Below are 15,095 nucleotides of genomic sequence, written 5' to 3' on the forward strand. Positions count from 1 at the left end.
CAAGGACCAGGCCGACATGCGCCGGCTGCTGGGCGCGCTGGGGCTGCTGGCCAAATGAGGGCGCGAGGAACGCATCCATGAATTTCGATTTCAGCCAACTGAGCACCACCAATGCCTTCAAGCTGCTCTCCAGCGTGGTGGTGCCGCGCCCCATCGCCTGGGTGGTGAGCCAGTCGGCGCAGGGGCAACGCAACGCCGCGCCGTTCTCGTTCTTCAACGTGGTCAGCAGCGATCCGCCGATCGTGGCGCTGGGCATCGGCCCGCGCGGCGGGCAGTTGAAGGACACCTCGCGCAACATCCTGGAGACCGGCGAGTTCGTCATCAACCTGGTGTCGGCCGAACTGGCCGCGCAGATGAACCACACCAGCCTGGACTACGTGGCCGACGTCGATGAGCTGACGCGCGCCGGGCTGGCGACCGAGCCCTCGCTGGTGGTCGCGCCGCCGCGCATCGCGCTCAGCCCGGCGGCGCTGGAATGCCGCGTGTGGCAGGTGCTGGATGCCGCGCCGCAGCGCGTCATCGTGCTGGCGCGGGTGGTGGCGCTGTACCTGCGCGACGACGCGCTGCTGGACGCGCAGCGCTTCCATGTGGACACCCCCGCGCTGCGCCTGCTGGGCCGCATGCACGGCGCCGGCTGGTACGCGCACACCAGCGACCTGTTCCAGATGCGCGCGCCGGACGCCGCCAACGATCCGGCGGTGCGGCCCGCGCAGGGCCATTGAACCGCATCGCGATATCGAATCTCCTGGGAGCCTCTTGATGAAACTGCATTGGTCGCCGCGCTCGCCCTTCGTGCGCAAGGTGATGATCGTCCTGTACGAAGCCGGCATTGCCGACCGCGTGACGCTGGTGCGCACGCCGGTCGCCATGGACAAGCCCAACCTCGACCTGGTGGCCGACAACCCGCTGATCAAGCTGCCGACGCTGGTGCTGGACGACGGCACGCCGGTCTACGACTCGCGCGTCATCTGCGCCTATCTGGACGGCCTGGCCGGCGCCGGCCTGCTGCCGGCGGACCCGGCCGCGCGCCTGCTGGCCGAGCGCCGCCAGGCGCTGGGCGACGGTTTCCTGGACGCGCTGCTGCTGTACCGGCAGGAACGCAACAAGCCGGTCGAGAAGCAGACCCAGGCCTGGCTCGACGCCTTCGCGCTGAAGACCGGCGCCGTGCTGGCCGTGCTGGAAGCCGAGGCGCCGGCCCTGCGCGCCAGCCGCTTCGACCTGGGCCTGATTGCCATCGGTTGCGCGTTGTCGTATCTGGACTATCGTTTCCCGGACCTGGCCTGGCGCGATGGCCATCCGGCGCTGGCCGCCTGGCACCAGGACTTCAGCGCGCGGCCCTCGGTAGCGCGCAGCCAACCCGACGAAACGCCTTGAGCGAAGGACGATGATGAGCCGCATTCCCCTGCCCACGCCCGACAGCATGAGCGACGACCAGAAGCGCGTCTACGAGCGCATCGTCTCCGGTCCGCGCGGCCGGCTGGTCGGCCCCTTGCGCGCCGCGCTGCACAACCCCGAGCTGGCCGAGCGCTGGCAGGCGCTGGGCGCCTTGCTGCGCTTTGGCACCAGCCTGCCGCCGCGCGTCAGCGAGCTGGCCATCGTGGTCACCGCGCGCCGGTGGAACAGCCAGATCGAATGGCACATCCACGCCCAGGCCGCCCGCGCCGTCGGCATTGCGGACGCGGTGCTGGACGCCATCCAGGCGCGGCGCGAGCCGGCCTTCGACAACCGCGACGACGAGATCGTCTACGCCTACGCCCGCCAGCTGCAGGAGACCGGCCAGGTCGAGCCCGCCCTGTATGCCGAGGCGGTGCAGCGCTGGGCCGCCGTCGGCGTGGTCGAGCTGACCGCCGTCATCGGCTACTACACCATGGTGTCGATGACGCTGAACGCGCACGAGATCCCGATGCCGGACGACGCGCCCGCGCCGCTGGACCTGCCGCAACAGGACGGCCATCCGGCGCTGAGCCGGCTGGCGCCGCTGGCCGGGGAGGGCCAGGCATGACCGCCGCCCGCGCCTACGTGCCCGACCGCGTCGAGACGCCGCGCATGCCTGCCGCGCCCGTGCAGCCCCTGCCGCCGCGGGCCTGCGACACGCACTGCCACGTGTTCGGCCCCTACGACCGCTTCCCGCTCTGGCACCCGTCGTCCTATGCCGCGCCCGACGCGCCGGCGACGCGTTATCTGCGCATGCTGGACACCCTGGGCGCCGCGCGCGGCGTGCTGGTGCAGCCGGCGCCCTACGGCACACACCCCGATGCCTTGCTGGACGCGCTGGCGCAAGGCGGCGATCGCCTGCGCGGCATCGCGGTGGCCGACCCGTCGGTCAGCGATGCGCAACTGCAAGCCCTGTATGACGGCGGCGTGCGCGGACTGCGCTTCGTCGAGGCGCGCGACCCCGCCGGCAACCTGTTTCCGGGCAGCGTGGGGTTCGACCAGGTCGCCGCGCTGGCCCCGCGCATGAAACACCACGGCCTGCACGCGCAGCTGTGGGCGCCTTGCGATACCTATCTGCGCCACCTGCCGGCGCTGGCGAAGCTGGACCTGCCGCTGGTGATCGACCACCTGGGCAGCCTGGTCCCGGCGCGTGGCGACCAGGACCCGGCGTTCCAGCTGCTGCGCGGCCTGCTGGCCGACGGCCGCCTGTGGATGAGGCTGACGCTGTGCCGCGTCGGCAGCGCGCCGGACTACGAGAATGCGCGCTTCCTCCACGACGCCTTCGTCGCCGCCAACCCCGACCAGGTGCTGTGGGGCTCGGACTGGCCGTTCGTGCGCATGGGCGAGTCGGCGCCGTCCGCCGACGCCCTGGTGGCGGTGGCGCAGCGCTGGCTGGGCGATGACGCCATGCGCCGCAAGGTCTGGGTCGACAATCCCGCGCGGCTCTACGGCTTCGATTGAAGCGCCGGCCCCGTCAGGGGCTGGCGTGCCACACGCCTTCGCCGCCGATCTCGCGCACCAGGCTCTGGATCTGCGCGGCCACTTCGGTGACGGTGCGGCCCGGCCCCTTGGCGCGGGCGAACGCCATCGAGATGATGCGGCCCATGGCCGGATCGCGCAGCGCCGCGATGCCCAGGCGGCCTTCCTGCACCTCCTGCCAGACCGCGTGCAGCGGCAGCACCGTGTACATGTGTTCGTGCTCGACGATGGACTTCATCAGCGGCAGCGAATCGGCCTCGATCAGCGGCGCGATGCTGATCTTGCGCGCCCGCGCCAGCCCGTCCAGCGCATTGCGCAGGCCGTTGGGCGCGCCGGGCAGGATGAAGGGCAGGCCGTCCAGCTGTTCGAACGCGACCTCGCCGCCGCGCGTCAGCGGGTCGCCCGCCGCGCCCACCAGGTACGAATCGACCGAGGCCAGCGCCTGTTCGCCCGGCGGGCACTTGTCGCCGTAGCGGTACAGGATGGCGATATCGACGCGGCTGTCGGTCAGCCATTCCTCGATCTGGCCGCTGGAGCCTTCCAGGATCTTCAGGTGTACCTTGGGAAATTGCTTGCGCAGCCGCGAGAACAGCCGCCGGATCAGCGGGTGCGCGGTGGACGGCAGCAGCCCCAGCGTGACCTCGCCGGCCGGCTCGCGCGCCTCGCCGTTCAGCTCCAGTTCCAGCCGCTCGGCGTCGCCCAGCAGCGTGCGCACCAGCGGAAACAGGCGCTCGCCCACTTCCGACAGGTGCACGCCGCGCCCGGTGCGGTTGAACAGCCGCGCGTTGCACTCGCGTTCCAGCGCGTTGATGCGGCGGCTCAGCACCGACTGGTCCTGGTCCAGATAGAGGGCGGCGCGCGAGATGCTGCCCAGTTCCGCGATCGCCAGGAAGGCCCGCCACTTGTGCAGGTCGGCGGTGACGTCCAGGCTCAGGCCCGTGGCTTTGGCAGGCGGCATGATCGATAAGGCGGCAACAAAAGAGACGGCATAAGGGTACGGCAAAAGCGGGCCGGCATGGGACTATTCCAGCCCCAGCTTGCCGCGCCGGATCACCTCGCCCCATTTCTTCGACTCGGCCTGCATCAGCGCCTGGTAGGCCTCGGGCGTGGTGGCCGTGGGGATGGCGCCCTGGTCGATCATCTTCTGCCGCAGGGCCGGCTCGGCCAGGGTCTGGGCGATGGCCTGCGACATCTTCTGCACGATCTCCGGCGGCGTCCCTGTCGGGGCGATGATGCCGTAGTTCGATTCCACGATCACACCGGGAAAACCCGCTTCCTGGGTGGTCGGCACGTCCGGCAGGCCCTCGAAGCGCGTCGGGCTGGCCACCGCCAGCGTGCGCAGCTTGCCGGCCTTGATGAAGCCCAGCACCGCCGAGGCGTCGCCCGGGAACATCTGCACCTCGTTGGACAGCAGCGCCGTGACCGCGGGCGAGGCGCCCTTGTACGGCACGTGCATGATGTCGATGCCGGTCTGCTGCTTGAGCAGCTCGCCGCCCAGGTGCGGCGTGGTGACGTTGCCGGCCGAGCCATAGTTGTACTTGCCGGGCTGGCGCTTGGCGCTGGCGACGAAATCGGCCAGCGTGGCGTCGGGCAGGGACGGGTTGACCACCAGCACCAGCGGAATGCGCGCCACCAGCGACACGTACTGGATCTTGGACACGTCGTACGGCACCTTCATGACGTGCGGCAGGCCGGTGATGGCGCCGGGCACGCCGAAGCCGAAGGTGTTGCCGTCGGGCGTGGCGCGCACCGTGGCGTCCACGCCGATGGTGCCGCTGGCGCCGGCCTTGTTCTCGATCACGATGGTCTGGCCCAGCCGCTGGCCCAGCGCCGGCGCCAGCAGTCGCGCCAGGTTGTCGACCGAGCCGCCGGGCGGGTAGGGCACGATCAGCCGGATCGGCTGGCTCGGCCAGGGCGCGGCGGCGTGGCCCGGGGCGGCAAAGGCGGCGCCCAGCAGCAGGGCGGCCGCCGTCAGTGCGGTAGCGTGTTTCATCTGTCTCTCTCCTGTGGCGCCGGCTCGCGGCCGGCGCGTCGTTGTCATGCGCCTTCCAGCCCCAACTGCTTGGCGTAGATATTGCGCTGGATCTCGTTGGTGCCGCTGAAAATGGTCGCCGCCAGCGCGTTGACGTACGGCGCCAGCGCGTGCACCTGGCCGTTGCCATAGCCCAGCCGCATCGCCGCGCCGCCGTATTCCTCGGCGATCTGGATCAGCAGGGCGCCCAGCCGCTCGTGCGTCTCGGTGGCCCAGACCTTCAGCAGCGACAGCTCGGGCGGCAGCGGCCGGCCGGCCTTGGCCAGCTCGGCGAAGACGCTGTACATCGCGGTCAGGTCGGCCGCGTCCAGCCGCAGCTCGGCCAGCCGGTCGGCGAACGCCGGGTCGGCCAGCAGGCCGCGCTGGCGCGCGATGCTGAAGATCTGCTGCAGGGCATGGTTGGCGTGCTTGGGGCTGCCGCTGAACAGGCGCTCGAAGCCCAGCAGCGCCTTGGCGATGCCCCAGCCGGCGTTCAGCTCGCCCACCAGGTTGGCGCGCGGCACGCGCACCTGGTCGAAGAACACCTCGCAGAATTCCTCGTGGCCCGAGAGCGTGCGGATGGGGCGGCGGCTCACGCCCGGACTGGCCAGGTCCACCAGCAGGAAACTGATGCCGGCCTGCTTCTTGACCGTCTTGTCGGTGCGCACCAGCATGAACATGTGGGTTGCGTCCTGCGCCAGCGTCGACCAGGTCTTCTGGCCGCTCACGATCAGGTCGTCGCCGTCCACCAGCGCCTCGCAGCGCAGCGAGGCCAGGTCCGAGCCGGCGTTCGGCTCCGAATAGCCCTGCGCCCACACCGCCTCGCCCGACAGGATGCCCGGCAGGAAGCGCGCGCGCTGTTCCTCGGTGCCGTGGCGGATCAGGATTGGCCCCAGCATCACCAGCCCCTGGTCGGGCGCGCGCGCCACGCCGTGGCGCTCGGCCTCTTCGATGAAGGCGATCTGGCGCGCCGGCGACAGCGCCATGCCGCCGTGCTCGCGCGGCCACGACGGCGCGATCCAGCCCTGGCGCGCCAGCGTGAAATACCAGTCCTTGATCTCGTCCCAGTGCAGCCGCCACGGCACGTGGCGCAGGTGCTCGGGATAATGGGCGCGGAAGAAGCCGCGCGCCAGCCGGCGGAAATCGGCTTCCGGCATGCCGTTCCAGTCGGCCTCGCGCGGAAAGTCCGTGATGGGCGCGGCGTCGTCGTCATCGGCGCCGGGCGCGGGCAGCGCCGCCAGCGCGCCGTAGCGCTGGCGATGGGCGGCGGCATTGCCCAGCCAGGCCGCCAGGTGCAGCGCGCTGCGGAAATACAGACTGACGTCGCATTCCTCGGTGTAGCCGATGGCACCGTGCAGCTGGATCGCCAGCCGCGCCGCCTCCAGGCCGGCGCGCGCGGCGCGGGCCTTGGCGCGGCTGGCCACCGTCTTGCGCAGGGTGGCGTCGCCCGGCCGCGCGGCCAGCGCATCGAGCGCGTCCAGCAGGCTGTTGGCCGCCGGCTCGACCTGCATGGCGGCATCCACCAGCCGGTGCTGCAGGGCCTGGAACGACGCCAGCGGCCGGCCGAACTGCTGGCGCGTGTTCAGGTAGGCCACCGAATCGGCCAGCGCCTGCCGCGCCACCCCCACCAGTTCCGCCGACTGCATCAGGCGGCCCAGGTCCAGCGCCTCGTCGACCGCGTCCAGCACGCCGTCGCGCGCCAGCAGCGCGTCCGCCGGCACCACCGCCGACTCGATCGCCAGGTGGCAGGCGGCGGCGCCGTCGGCGCGCGCGTGGACCTGCGCGGTCACGCCCGGGGTGTCGGCCGCGACGAAGAAGAGGGCGGTGCCGCGCTCGCCATCGGCCGTGACCAGCCAGCCATCGACGCCGGCCCCCGGCACCACGTGGCGCTTCTCGCCATTGAGCACATACGCGCCCTCGCGTTGGATCACGCTGACGCCGAAGGCCGTGGCGGCCTCGCCGGCCTCCAGCTGGCCTTCGGTTTCCTGCCAGGCCAGCCCGAGCAGCGTTTCGCCGCCGCACACGGCCTGCAACAGCGCGTCGCGCCGCGCCGCATCGACCGGCTCGATCCGCGCCAGCAGCGCCGCCGGCAGCACGCCGGCGCCGACCAGCGGCTCCGGCAGCTGCGCGCGGCCGGCTTCCTCCAGCACCGCCGCCATCGCCCGCCAGCCCAGGCCCAGGCCGCCCAGCGTCTCGGGCACGCTCATGCCGAGCCAGCCGACCTCGGCGATCTCGCGCCAATAGTCGCGGTCCGGCGGCGTCTCGGCGCGCTTGCGCTGGCGCTGGTCGCGCCGTTGCAGGAAGTCGCGCGCGCTGTCGCGGATCTCTTCGATCAGGTCATGGTCCACGCCGCTCATACGATGCCCTCCGCCTGCAGCCGGGCGATCTCGTCATCGGACAGCCCCAGTTCGGCGCGCAGGATCTCGGCCGTGTGCTCGCCCAGCAGGGGCGGCGGCAGGCCGCCCGCGATCGGCGTGCCGGAAAAATGGATCGGGTTGCGGATGACCGGCAGGGCGCCCAATTGCGGGTGCTCGACGCTGCCCAGCATCTCGCGGTGGCTCACCTGCGGGTCCTCGAACACCTGGTCCATGGTGTAGATGGGCCCGCAAGGCACGTTGGCCGCCGCCAGCGCCTGATTCCAGTCCTGCACGCTGCGGGCGCGCAGCGCCGGCTCGATCAGCCGCGACAGCGCCGGCTGCGCGGCGGCGCGCTTGGGGTTGGTATCGAAGCGCGCATCGCGCCCCAGCTCGGGTAGCCCGATCACCTCGCAGAAGGCGCGGAACTGCGAGTCGTTGCCCACCGCCACCATCAGGTGGCCGTCCCGGCATTCGAAGGCGCGGAACGGCGCGGTGATCTGCGAGGCCGAACCCATGCGCGCCGGCAACTGGCCGCTGGCCAGATAGTTCATGCCGATGTGCGACAGCGCTGCGATCTGCGCGTCCAGCAGCGCCAGGTCGATGTGCTGGCCCGCGCCCGACACCTGGTCGCGGTGCCGCAGCGCCGCCAGGATGGCGCATACCGCATAGAAGCCCGCCGTCAGGTCCGACACCGAGTAGCCCGCCTTGACCGGCCCCGCGCCCGGCTCGCCGTCGGGCACGCCGGTCACGCTCATCAGCCCGCTCATGGACTGGAAGATCGGGTCATAGCCCGGCAGATGGCTGTACGGCCCGCTCTGGCCGAAGCCGGTGATCGAGCAATACACCAGGCGCGGATTGACCGCCGCCAGCGCGGCATAGTCCAGCCCGTAGCGGCGCAGGTCGCCGGCCTTGAAGTTCTCGATGACGATGTCCGCCTGCTGGGCCAGCCGCCGCACCAGCGCCTGGCCCTCGGGCCGGGAGATGTCGATGGTCAGCGACTTCTTGCCGCGGTTCATGGCCACGAACGACGAGGTCTGCGGGCTCGGCGCGCCGTCGCGGCCAGGCAGCGGATAGCCCTGGTGGCGCACGTCGTCGCCGCGCCCGGGGCGCTCGACCTTGATCACGTCGGCGCCGAAGTCGGCCAGCATCTGCGCCGCCCACGGTCCCGAAAACACCCGGCTCAGGTCCAGCACCTTCACGCCGTCCAACGCGCTCGTCATGTCGTCTCCTTGGTTTTTTTTGCGAAGTGTAGGCAGCGCCGGGCCTTGCACCTACGGCGCCGCCGCAATAGCTGTTATGCGCGGGGGCCGTGCCGCTAACGGCCCTGGAACACCGGCGCGCGCTTTTCCAGGAAGGCGCGGCGCGCCTCCATGGCATCCTCGGTCTTGGCGATGGCCGCCGTCATGTCCTGCTCGTAGCGATAGCCGTCGCGCAGGCTCATGTCCTCGATGGCGTTGAGCGTCTGCTTGGCCAGCATGGTCGCCAGCGGGCTCTTGGCGGCCAGCTCGCGCGCCAGCTCCAGCGCGCGCGGCATCAGCGCGTCCGCCGGCAGCGCTTCCTCGACCACGCCGAGGCGGTACAGCTCGTTGCCGTCCACCCGCAGCCCGGTCAGCATCATGCGCCGCAGCCGCGAATGGCCGAACAGCCGCATGCCATGGCGGCCGCCGCCCAGCAGCCCGACGTTGATCTCCGGCAGGCCCACCACCGCGTCGGACGCCGCCAGCAGGATGTCGCACGAGGCCACGATCGCCAGCCCCGCGCCCAGCGCGGCGCCGTTGATGGCGCCCACCACCGGCTTGGCGCATTCGCGGAGCGCATGGAAGCACTCGCGCGTGCGGCGCGAATGCTGAGGCAGGTCGCCCGGCCCCTTGATGGTGGCGGCGCGGTTCTTCAGGTCGGCGCCGGCGCAGAAGGTCTTGCCCTGGCCCGACAGCACCACCGCCCGCACCTCGGGCGTCTCGGAAATGCGGTCCAGCACCCACGACAGCTCGTTCATCATCTCGGTGCTGAGCGCGTTGACGGGGGGATTGGCCAGCAGGATGGTGGCGACGCCGCCGTCGAGGCTGACGTCCAGCGCGGTGTAGGGCCCGGCCAGGTTTTCCGGCATGGTCATGGTGTGTCTCCTTGTGGTCCGGTCTGTGGGGCCGGTCAGATGATCTTGCGGTCGCGGTAGTCCTGGATCTGCGCCGCGCTCAGTCCCAGTTCGGCCAGCACCTCGTCGGTGTGCTGGCCCAGCAGCGCCGGCGCGCGGTCCACCCGCAGCGCCGATTGGCCGAAGCGCAGCGGGTTCATCACCTGCGGCACCTCGCCGGCGGCGGGGTGGGGCAGGCGCCGCAGCATGCCGCGGTGCAGCACCTGCGGGTCTTCGAACACCTCGGGCACCGTGTTGATCGAGCCGGCCGGCACCCCGGCCCGCTTGAGCAGGTCCAGCCAGTGGGCGCGCGGCTCGCCGATGAAAATGGCGTCCAGCAGCGGATCGAGCGTGTCCAGGTTCTTCACGCGCTGGCTGTTGCTGACATAGCGCGGATCGCGCGCCAGGCCGGGCTGGCCCAGCGCCTCGCACAGGGTGGCGAACTGCGCGTCATTGCCCACCACGATGACGATGTCGCCATCGGCGCAGGCAAAGGTGCGCTGCGGCTGGATATTCGGGTGCGCGGTGCCGGTGCGGCGCGGCACCCGCCCGCCCAGCAGGAAGTTCATGGCCTGGTTGGCCAATAGGCCCACCTGCACGTCCAGCATGGCCACGTCGATGTACTCGCCCTGGCCGGTCTGCGCGCGCCGCAGCAGGGCGGCCACGATGCCCAGCGCCGCGTACACGCCGGTGGTCAGGTCGACGATCGGCACGCCCACCTTCTGCGGCCCGCCGCCCGGCCGGTCGTCGCGCTCGCCGGTCACGCTCATCAGCCCGCCCATGGCCTGGATCAGGAAGTCGTAGGCCGGCTCGGCCGCGCGCGGCCCGGTCTGGCCGAACCCCGTGACCGAGCAATACACCAGGCGCGGATTGATCGCCGACAGCGACGCATAGTCCAGCCCCAGCCGCGCCAGCGTGCCGACCTTGTAGTTCTCCAGCACCACGTCCGCGTCGCGGCACAGCTGCTTGACCAGCGCCTGGCCCTCGGCCGTCTGCAGGTCCAGCGTGATCGAGCGCTTGCCCCGGTTGGTGGCCACGAAGTAGGCGCCGTCCGCCGTGTCCTGGCCCTGCTCGTCCTTCAGGAAGGGCGGCCCCCAGGACCGGGTGTCGTCGCCCTGGCCGGGCCGCTCGACCTTGATGACATCGGCGCCCAGGTCGGCCAGGATCTGGCTGGCCCACGGGCCGGCCAGCACGCGGCTCAGGTCCAGCACTTTCAGGTTTGATAACAGCGGCTGCAACGCCTTCTCCTTGACTGCTGTGAAGTGCGGCCAGTCTAGGATTTCCGCGTCGCGGCAGGCTCCACCCGGATGGCAAAGCTGTTATGCGTGATGGGACGCCGTCCCCGGTACAATTCGGCCCAGCATGCCCGGGTCGCAAGGGGCATTCCGGTAGTCCGTGCAGCGTAGACAAAGGTCCCCCGATGCGCCTGAACCAGTGCCAGAATTTCCACGACTTCCGCCGCATGGCGCGCCAGCGGCTGCCCGGCCCGATCTTCAACTACATCGACGGCGCCGCCGACGATGAGACCACCTACCGCCGCAACACCGAGGCCTTCGAGGCCTGCGACCTGGTGCCCGACGTGCTGCGCGGCGTGGCCGACGTCGACATGTCGGTCACCGTCATGGGCCAGAAGCTGGCCTTGCCGGTCTACTGCTCGCCCACCGCGCTGCAACGCCTGTTCCACCACGACGGCGAACGCGCCGTGGCCGCCGCCGCCGGCAAGTTCGGCACCATGTTCGGGGTGTCGTCGCTGGGCACCGTCAGCCTGGAAGAGGCGCGCCAGATCAGCGGCGGCCCGCAGGTCTACCAGTTCTACTTCCACAAGGACCGCGGCCTGAACCGCGACATGATGGCGCGCGCCAAGGCCGCCGGGGTGCAGGTCATGATGCTGACGGTCGACAGCATCACCGGCGGCAACCGCGAGCGCGACAAGCGCACCGGCTTTGCCATCCCGTTCCGCCTGAACCTGGCCGGCATCGCCCAGTTCGCCATCAAGCCGGCCTGGGCCATCAACTACGCCACCCACGAACGCTTCCGCCTGCCGCAGCTGGACGGCCACGTCGACATGGGCGGCGGCGCCATGTCCATCAGCCGCTATTTCACCGAGATGCTCGACCCCGCCATGACCTGGGACGACGTCGCCGCCATGGTGCGCGAGTGGGGCGGCCAGTTCTGCCTGAAGGGCATCATGTCGGTCGAGGACGCCAGGCGCGCCGTCGATATCGGCTGCACCGGCATCGTCCTGTCCAACCACGGCGGCCGCCAGCTCGATGGCTCGCGCAGCGCCTTCGACCAGCTGGCCGAGATCGTTGACGCCGTCGGCGACCGCATCGACGTGATGATGGACGGCGGCGTGCAGCGCGGCACGCACGTGCTCAAGGCGCTGGCGCTGGGCGCCAAGGCGGTGGGGCTGGGCCGCTACTACCTGTTCCCGCTGGCCGCCGCCGGACGGCCCGGCGTGGAACGGGCGCTGGAGCAGATGCGCGTGGAGATCGAGCGCGCGATGAAGCTGATGGGCTGCCGGACGGTGGCGGAGCTGCAGCGGCGGCATCTGCGGTTCCGTTGAAGCGGCCGCCGGCGGCGGGTTTGATACAGTCGCGGAACTGCCCGATAAACAGAAACACCCTGCCGGTGGACCGCCGCCCGCCAGTTGGATAGCAATCCGGCTTGCGGGATGTCGAGGACCGGCCGGGCCCGGATCGTCGACGCTTTGGAGTTTTCATGCATATTCGTCCCCGTCTGACCGCTTCGATCGCCGCGCTGACGCTGGCGCTGCTGGCCGCGCCGCCGGTCATCGCCGCCTCTGCCCAAGCCGAAGCCCCCACGGGCGCGACCACCTGCGCCTTCAGCGCCTGGGCCAACTACGACAAACCGTCGATCACCGTGCGCGACGCGCCGTCCGCCAGCGCCAAGGCCCTGGGCCAGATCCCCGCCAAGCCCGCCGCCGGCGAGCCGGAGTATTCGTACAGCGTCACCTTCGACGTGAAGGAAGCCAGGGACGGCTGGCTCAGGATCGCCAACGCCAGCGACGCCTACAACGAGGAAGAATATCCGGAGCGCGCGCCGCGCAAGCTCTACAAGGGCGAAGGCTGGATCCGCGCCGACGATGCCCGGGTCGGTATCCAATCCGCGCGCGGTTATGCCAAGCCCGACGCCGCCAGCCAGCGCCTGGTGGACCTGGGCAGCGACTGGCTGACCGAAGTGGGCAAGATCCAGGGCATCCGCGCCTGCCATGAAAGCTGGGTGCTGCTGGATTACCTGGTGGACCGCAAGCGCTCGCCCAAGGACGAGATCGTCGAACGCCCCAAGGGCGAGCAACTGGCAGGGCGCGCCTGGTTTCGGGGGCTGTGCGACGTGCAGGAGACGAGCTGCGATATGAAGTCGGTGGATCAGTAATGGCAGGCTTCATGCCGGTGATCCCGGCGCGGGCACCCATTGCGGAACCGGAATAGGGCGACCCGTGGCCGACTCCAGGATGATTCAGCAGTGCCTATTCATGACTTCAGTGGATGAGGCTGACTTCGCTGCCGCGCTATTGAAAGCACGTCCCTCGATCCGCTTCGTCGACATGCGGGAGCAGCCGGACGTCGAGCGGCCGGGATACAGGAATCGAATCGATGCGTGTGGCGGGGTTCACGTGACGATCGTGGATGCATCCATCATCTCCGAAGCGGATTTTCACAATCGCTATGTGAAACGTCATCCCTCGGGAAAGGGGTGGATCTACGCGCTGGTGGGATCGGGGCTGGTCAGCCTTTTGCGGTCAAGAACCGCGGACTTTCTTCCGGATTCGATGCTCAACGGCGAGCTGCGAGCGTCCATTCCCGCGGGTGACGAGCATACCGAGGCATTCGTGGCGATCGTGCTGCATGAGGCAAGGGCGCGCGGACAGAAGGTGGTGTCAATTGACGCTGCGACGGGTCAGCGCGGAACACGGGTTGATCGGAAATTCATTGCGTGGCCAGACGCGGCACGGAAATTTGATGGCCTGAACGGCGCCTATCTGGCCAATGGAGCACATGCCCTATTTGTTCCGAAGGGTGCTAGCGCCGCCTGATACTTCTTCGCGATGCTATTGCACGATTGTCGAACGCGCCGAGGGCAGGTAACACGCCGGGTGTGCGCGGTTCGGCGGGGTCGGCGATGTGGGGCAGACGGCTTGCGATATGAAGTCGGTGGATCGGTAACGTTTCGGGGCTCGTCGTGCCGAACCCGCAGTTCACGACATCAGGAGCGCGAGTCAGGATAGCGCCTCAGGGCGTTGGACCTCCAAAGTGGGGCGGTGCTTGTGGGCCAGTGCCTGATTGGTAGAGGGTGAGGTAATGACAGACTGACTACGCATATTGTGTTGTCGGTACGTCCTAAATATTCAGCTCCCCACTTGACACTATAAGTTGAATGAGATCGTATCTCATTATTTTCTTTGTGATGCTGGCGCGCCTCGCCGATAAACGCATGGCGGCCCTTGTGTCCCCTGGCGAGGGAACGATGATCATTGTTGGAAAGTTGGTAAAGATGGCGGTTAAGGTTCTCGCATTGGTCATGGCCGCGGTATGTATATCAACCGTGGAACCAATGCGCGCGGCGCGAGCGTTCGAGACTATCACCGAGTACGAAACCGCTTTCCAACAGCAAAACGGGGGCCGGAATCTGCGGTCTCTAAGTGTGCATCCCAACGGTCAGTATTGGCTGTTTTTGGAATGCCTCGATCAGGAAGATAGTTGTTTTGTCATGCGCTACAACTTAGGGTCGGGAATACTCTCCCGTTTTGTGTTGCCTGAAGGTTATTCGTATTCTTACGCGCATTACTCGCCTCGCGGCACATATATCTTGATGAGTCGCAACCCTATCTATGGTAAGACCTACGCAGACGCTGAACGGGGGGTGGGCGCGTCTCAAATTCTGATGATGCGAAGTGATGGCACGGATCTTCGAATTTTGCCAGTTTCCCCTGGTGTGAACCTTTCGCCGGGGATGTCTCCGGACGAAAGGAGAATCGCCTTCTGGAGAAGCGATCGAGTTTTGCCTCCCGGGCAGATTTCGTTATTGGATTTGAATATTTGGGAATACGATCTTGCGTCTAAGTCTGAGAGATTATTTGCTGGCAAGAAGTTCGATTTTCTGAGTGGCAGAGAATTGTTCTATCGCAATGGCAATGAAATCTTTCTTGGTTCTTATGGCCCGAGCTCCCGGTTAAGAAATCCGGGTTATGGAAAGAAATATGATGGCAATGAAATTTTTACGCTAAGGCGGGGGCAGCTTGAAGATCCAGTGCCTGTTCAATATCCCAATGTCATCAATGCCAGTTTTAGGACCGCTGATGACCAGGGAAATGTCTTTGTGTGGGCTGGCACGATTCAAGATCCATCTCAGGGCCTGATGCGTGTTTCTCCCGATAAGCGTCAAACCATTTGGAGAGCACGTACGCGCAGCTACCCCAAAGAACTCGAGGCGGACCCGGCAGGTCGTTTTGTGGCGGCAATATTCTGGGATCTTCCCACGAGTCGAGGTGAAAAACGGGTGGGATTGGCCAAATTCAGCCTTGAAACTCAGTCCTGGGAGAACGTGCGCATACCCTCTGTGGAGCAAGCGACATTGATCCAAGTGTCTGCTGTAGATCTCTAAAACTGCGAGGCTCAGCTATACAAGCTCGGCGTGGTTTCTCTTTGAAGTGCATCTCTGT

General features: G+C 68.3%; 14 protein-coding genes. 8 read left to right on the top strand and 6 right to left on the bottom strand.

Going from position 1 to position 15,095, the window contains the following annotated elements; translation table 11 throughout:
• Nucleotides 1–77 precede the first annotated feature (77 nt).
• Genes AOZ49_RS23705 through AOZ49_RS23720 form a run of 4 tightly spaced genes read left to right on the top strand, consistent with a single transcriptional unit; the run spans nt 78 to nt 2,895 of the window.
• Complete coding sequence (locus AOZ49_RS23705) at nt 78–722, top strand: flavin reductase family protein (RefSeq protein WP_054429770.1); 645 nt, start codon at nt 78–80, stop codon at nt 720–722.
• A 37-nt stretch (nt 723–759) separates the two neighbouring features.
• Nucleotides 760–1,374 carry a glutathione S-transferase family protein gene (locus AOZ49_RS23710; protein WP_054429769.1) on the top strand — a complete coding sequence of 205 codons (615 nt, stop codon included), beginning with the start codon at nt 760–762 and terminating at the stop codon, nt 1,372–1,374.
• A gap of 13 nt (nt 1,375–1,387) precedes the next feature.
• Nucleotides 1,388–2,002, top strand: a complete 615-nt coding sequence (locus AOZ49_RS23715; RefSeq protein ID WP_054478155.1) for a carboxymuconolactone decarboxylase family protein — start codon at nt 1,388–1,390, stop codon at nt 2,000–2,002.
• A complete protein-coding gene (locus AOZ49_RS23720) occupies nt 1,999–2,895 on the top strand; it encodes an amidohydrolase family protein (RefSeq protein ID WP_054478059.1) in 897 nt (298 codons plus the stop codon). The genes AOZ49_RS23715 and AOZ49_RS23720 overlap by 4 nt, the downstream gene beginning before the upstream one ends.
• Nucleotides 2,896–2,908: 13 nt before the next feature.
• Here AOZ49_RS23720 and AOZ49_RS23725 read toward each other — a convergent pair whose 3' ends face one another.
• From AOZ49_RS23725 to AOZ49_RS23750, 6 genes are all read right to left on the bottom strand, one after another.
• On the bottom strand, nt 2,909–3,871 hold the full coding sequence (locus AOZ49_RS23725; RefSeq protein WP_049073298.1) for a LysR family transcriptional regulator: 963 nt from the start codon (nt 3,869–3,871) through the stop codon (nt 2,909–2,911).
• Nucleotides 3,872–3,934: 63 nt separating this feature from the next.
• Nucleotides 3,935–4,906, bottom strand: coding sequence for a tripartite tricarboxylate transporter substrate binding protein (locus tag AOZ49_RS23730; RefSeq protein ID WP_054478069.1), 972 nt, complete (start codon nt 4,904–4,906; stop codon nt 3,935–3,937).
• Between the two features lie 44 nt (nt 4,907–4,950).
• The gene (locus tag AOZ49_RS23735; protein WP_082380561.1) at nt 4,951–7,281 is read right to left on the bottom strand and encodes an acyl-CoA dehydrogenase; all 2,331 of its coding nucleotides are present in this window, start codon (nt 7,279–7,281) and stop codon (nt 4,951–4,953) included.
• Nucleotides 7,278–8,501, bottom strand: coding sequence for a CaiB/BaiF CoA transferase family protein (locus AOZ49_RS23740; RefSeq protein WP_054478071.1), 1,224 nt, complete (start codon nt 8,499–8,501; stop codon nt 7,278–7,280). The genes AOZ49_RS23735 and AOZ49_RS23740 overlap by 4 nt, the downstream gene beginning before the upstream one ends.
• 95 nt (nt 8,502–8,596) lie before the next feature.
• Nucleotides 8,597–9,394 carry an enoyl-CoA hydratase/isomerase family protein gene (locus tag AOZ49_RS23745; RefSeq protein ID WP_156355731.1) on the bottom strand — a complete coding sequence of 266 codons (798 nt, stop codon included), beginning with the start codon at nt 9,392–9,394 and terminating at the stop codon, nt 8,597–8,599.
• 35 nt (nt 9,395–9,429) lie between these two features.
• On the bottom strand, nt 9,430–10,650 hold the full coding sequence (locus AOZ49_RS23750; RefSeq protein WP_049073302.1) for a CaiB/BaiF CoA transferase family protein: 1,221 nt from the start codon (nt 10,648–10,650) through the stop codon (nt 9,430–9,432).
• Between the two features lie 182 nt (nt 10,651–10,832).
• On the opposite strand from AOZ49_RS23750, the gene AOZ49_RS23755 reads away from it, so the two are divergent.
• From AOZ49_RS23755 to AOZ49_RS32680, 4 genes are all read left to right on the top strand, one after another.
• Entirely contained in the window at nt 10,833–11,978 is a 1,146-nt protein-coding gene (locus AOZ49_RS23755) for an alpha-hydroxy acid oxidase (protein WP_054478073.1), read from the top strand.
• A 155-nt stretch (nt 11,979–12,133) separates the two neighbouring features.
• A complete protein-coding gene (locus AOZ49_RS23760; protein ID WP_054478074.1) occupies nt 12,134–12,808 on the top strand; it encodes a hypothetical protein in 675 nt (224 codons plus the stop codon).
• A 100-nt stretch (nt 12,809–12,908) separates the two neighbouring features.
• Nucleotides 12,909–13,469: a hypothetical protein gene (locus AOZ49_RS23765; protein WP_231690424.1), complete on the top strand. Its 561-nt coding sequence runs from the start codon at nt 12,909–12,911 to the stop codon at nt 13,467–13,469.
• Nucleotides 13,470–13,810: 341 nt separating this feature from the next.
• Nucleotides 13,811–15,037 carry a TolB-like translocation protein gene (locus AOZ49_RS32680; protein ID WP_156355732.1) on the top strand — a complete coding sequence of 409 codons (1,227 nt, stop codon included), beginning with the start codon at nt 13,811–13,813 and terminating at the stop codon, nt 15,035–15,037.
• Nucleotides 15,038–15,095: the final 58 nt, after the last annotated feature.

Source organism: Achromobacter sp. 2789STDY5608615 (assembly GCF_001298995.1).
Taxonomy (GTDB): domain Bacteria; phylum Pseudomonadota; class Gammaproteobacteria; order Burkholderiales; family Burkholderiaceae_B; genus Achromobacter; species Achromobacter insuavis.

Excerpts from the sequence above, each read along its gene's own strand:
- AOZ49_RS23710 (WP_054429769.1), top strand. The coding sequence starts at position 760 with ATGAAACTGCATTGGTCGCCGCGCTCGCCCTTCGTGCGCAAGGTGATG.
- AOZ49_RS23755 (WP_054478073.1), top strand. The coding sequence starts at position 10,833 with ATGCGCCTGAACCAGTGCCAGAATTTCCACGACTTCCGCCGCATGGCG.
- AOZ49_RS23705 (WP_054429770.1), top strand. The coding sequence starts at position 78 with ATGAATTTCGATTTCAGCCAACTGAGCACCACCAATGCCTTCAAGCTG.
- AOZ49_RS23715 (WP_054478155.1), top strand. The coding sequence starts at position 1,388 with ATGAGCCGCATTCCCCTGCCCACGCCCGACAGCATGAGCGACGACCAG.
- AOZ49_RS32680 (WP_156355732.1), top strand. The coding sequence starts at position 13,811 with ATGAGATCGTATCTCATTATTTTCTTTGTGATGCTGGCGCGCCTCGCC.
- AOZ49_RS23740 (WP_054478071.1), bottom strand. The coding sequence starts at position 8,501 with ATGACGAGCGCGTTGGACGGCGTGAAGGTGCTGGACCTGAGCCGGGTG.
- AOZ49_RS23720 (WP_054478059.1), top strand. The coding sequence starts at position 1,999 with ATGACCGCCGCCCGCGCCTACGTGCCCGACCGCGTCGAGACGCCGCGC.
- AOZ49_RS23725 (WP_049073298.1), bottom strand. The coding sequence starts at position 3,871 with ATGCCGCCTGCCAAAGCCACGGGCCTGAGCCTGGACGTCACCGCCGAC.
- AOZ49_RS23765 (WP_231690424.1), top strand. The coding sequence starts at position 12,909 with ATGACTTCAGTGGATGAGGCTGACTTCGCTGCCGCGCTATTGAAAGCA.
- AOZ49_RS23730 (WP_054478069.1), bottom strand. The coding sequence starts at position 4,906 with ATGAAACACGCTACCGCACTGACGGCGGCCGCCCTGCTGCTGGGCGCC.
- AOZ49_RS23760 (WP_054478074.1), top strand. The coding sequence starts at position 12,134 with ATGCATATTCGTCCCCGTCTGACCGCTTCGATCGCCGCGCTGACGCTG.
- AOZ49_RS23745 (WP_156355731.1), bottom strand. The coding sequence starts at position 9,394 with ATGACCATGCCGGAAAACCTGGCCGGGCCCTACACCGCGCTGGACGTC.
- AOZ49_RS23735 (WP_082380561.1), bottom strand. The coding sequence starts at position 7,281 with ATGAGCGGCGTGGACCATGACCTGATCGAAGAGATCCGCGACAGCGCG.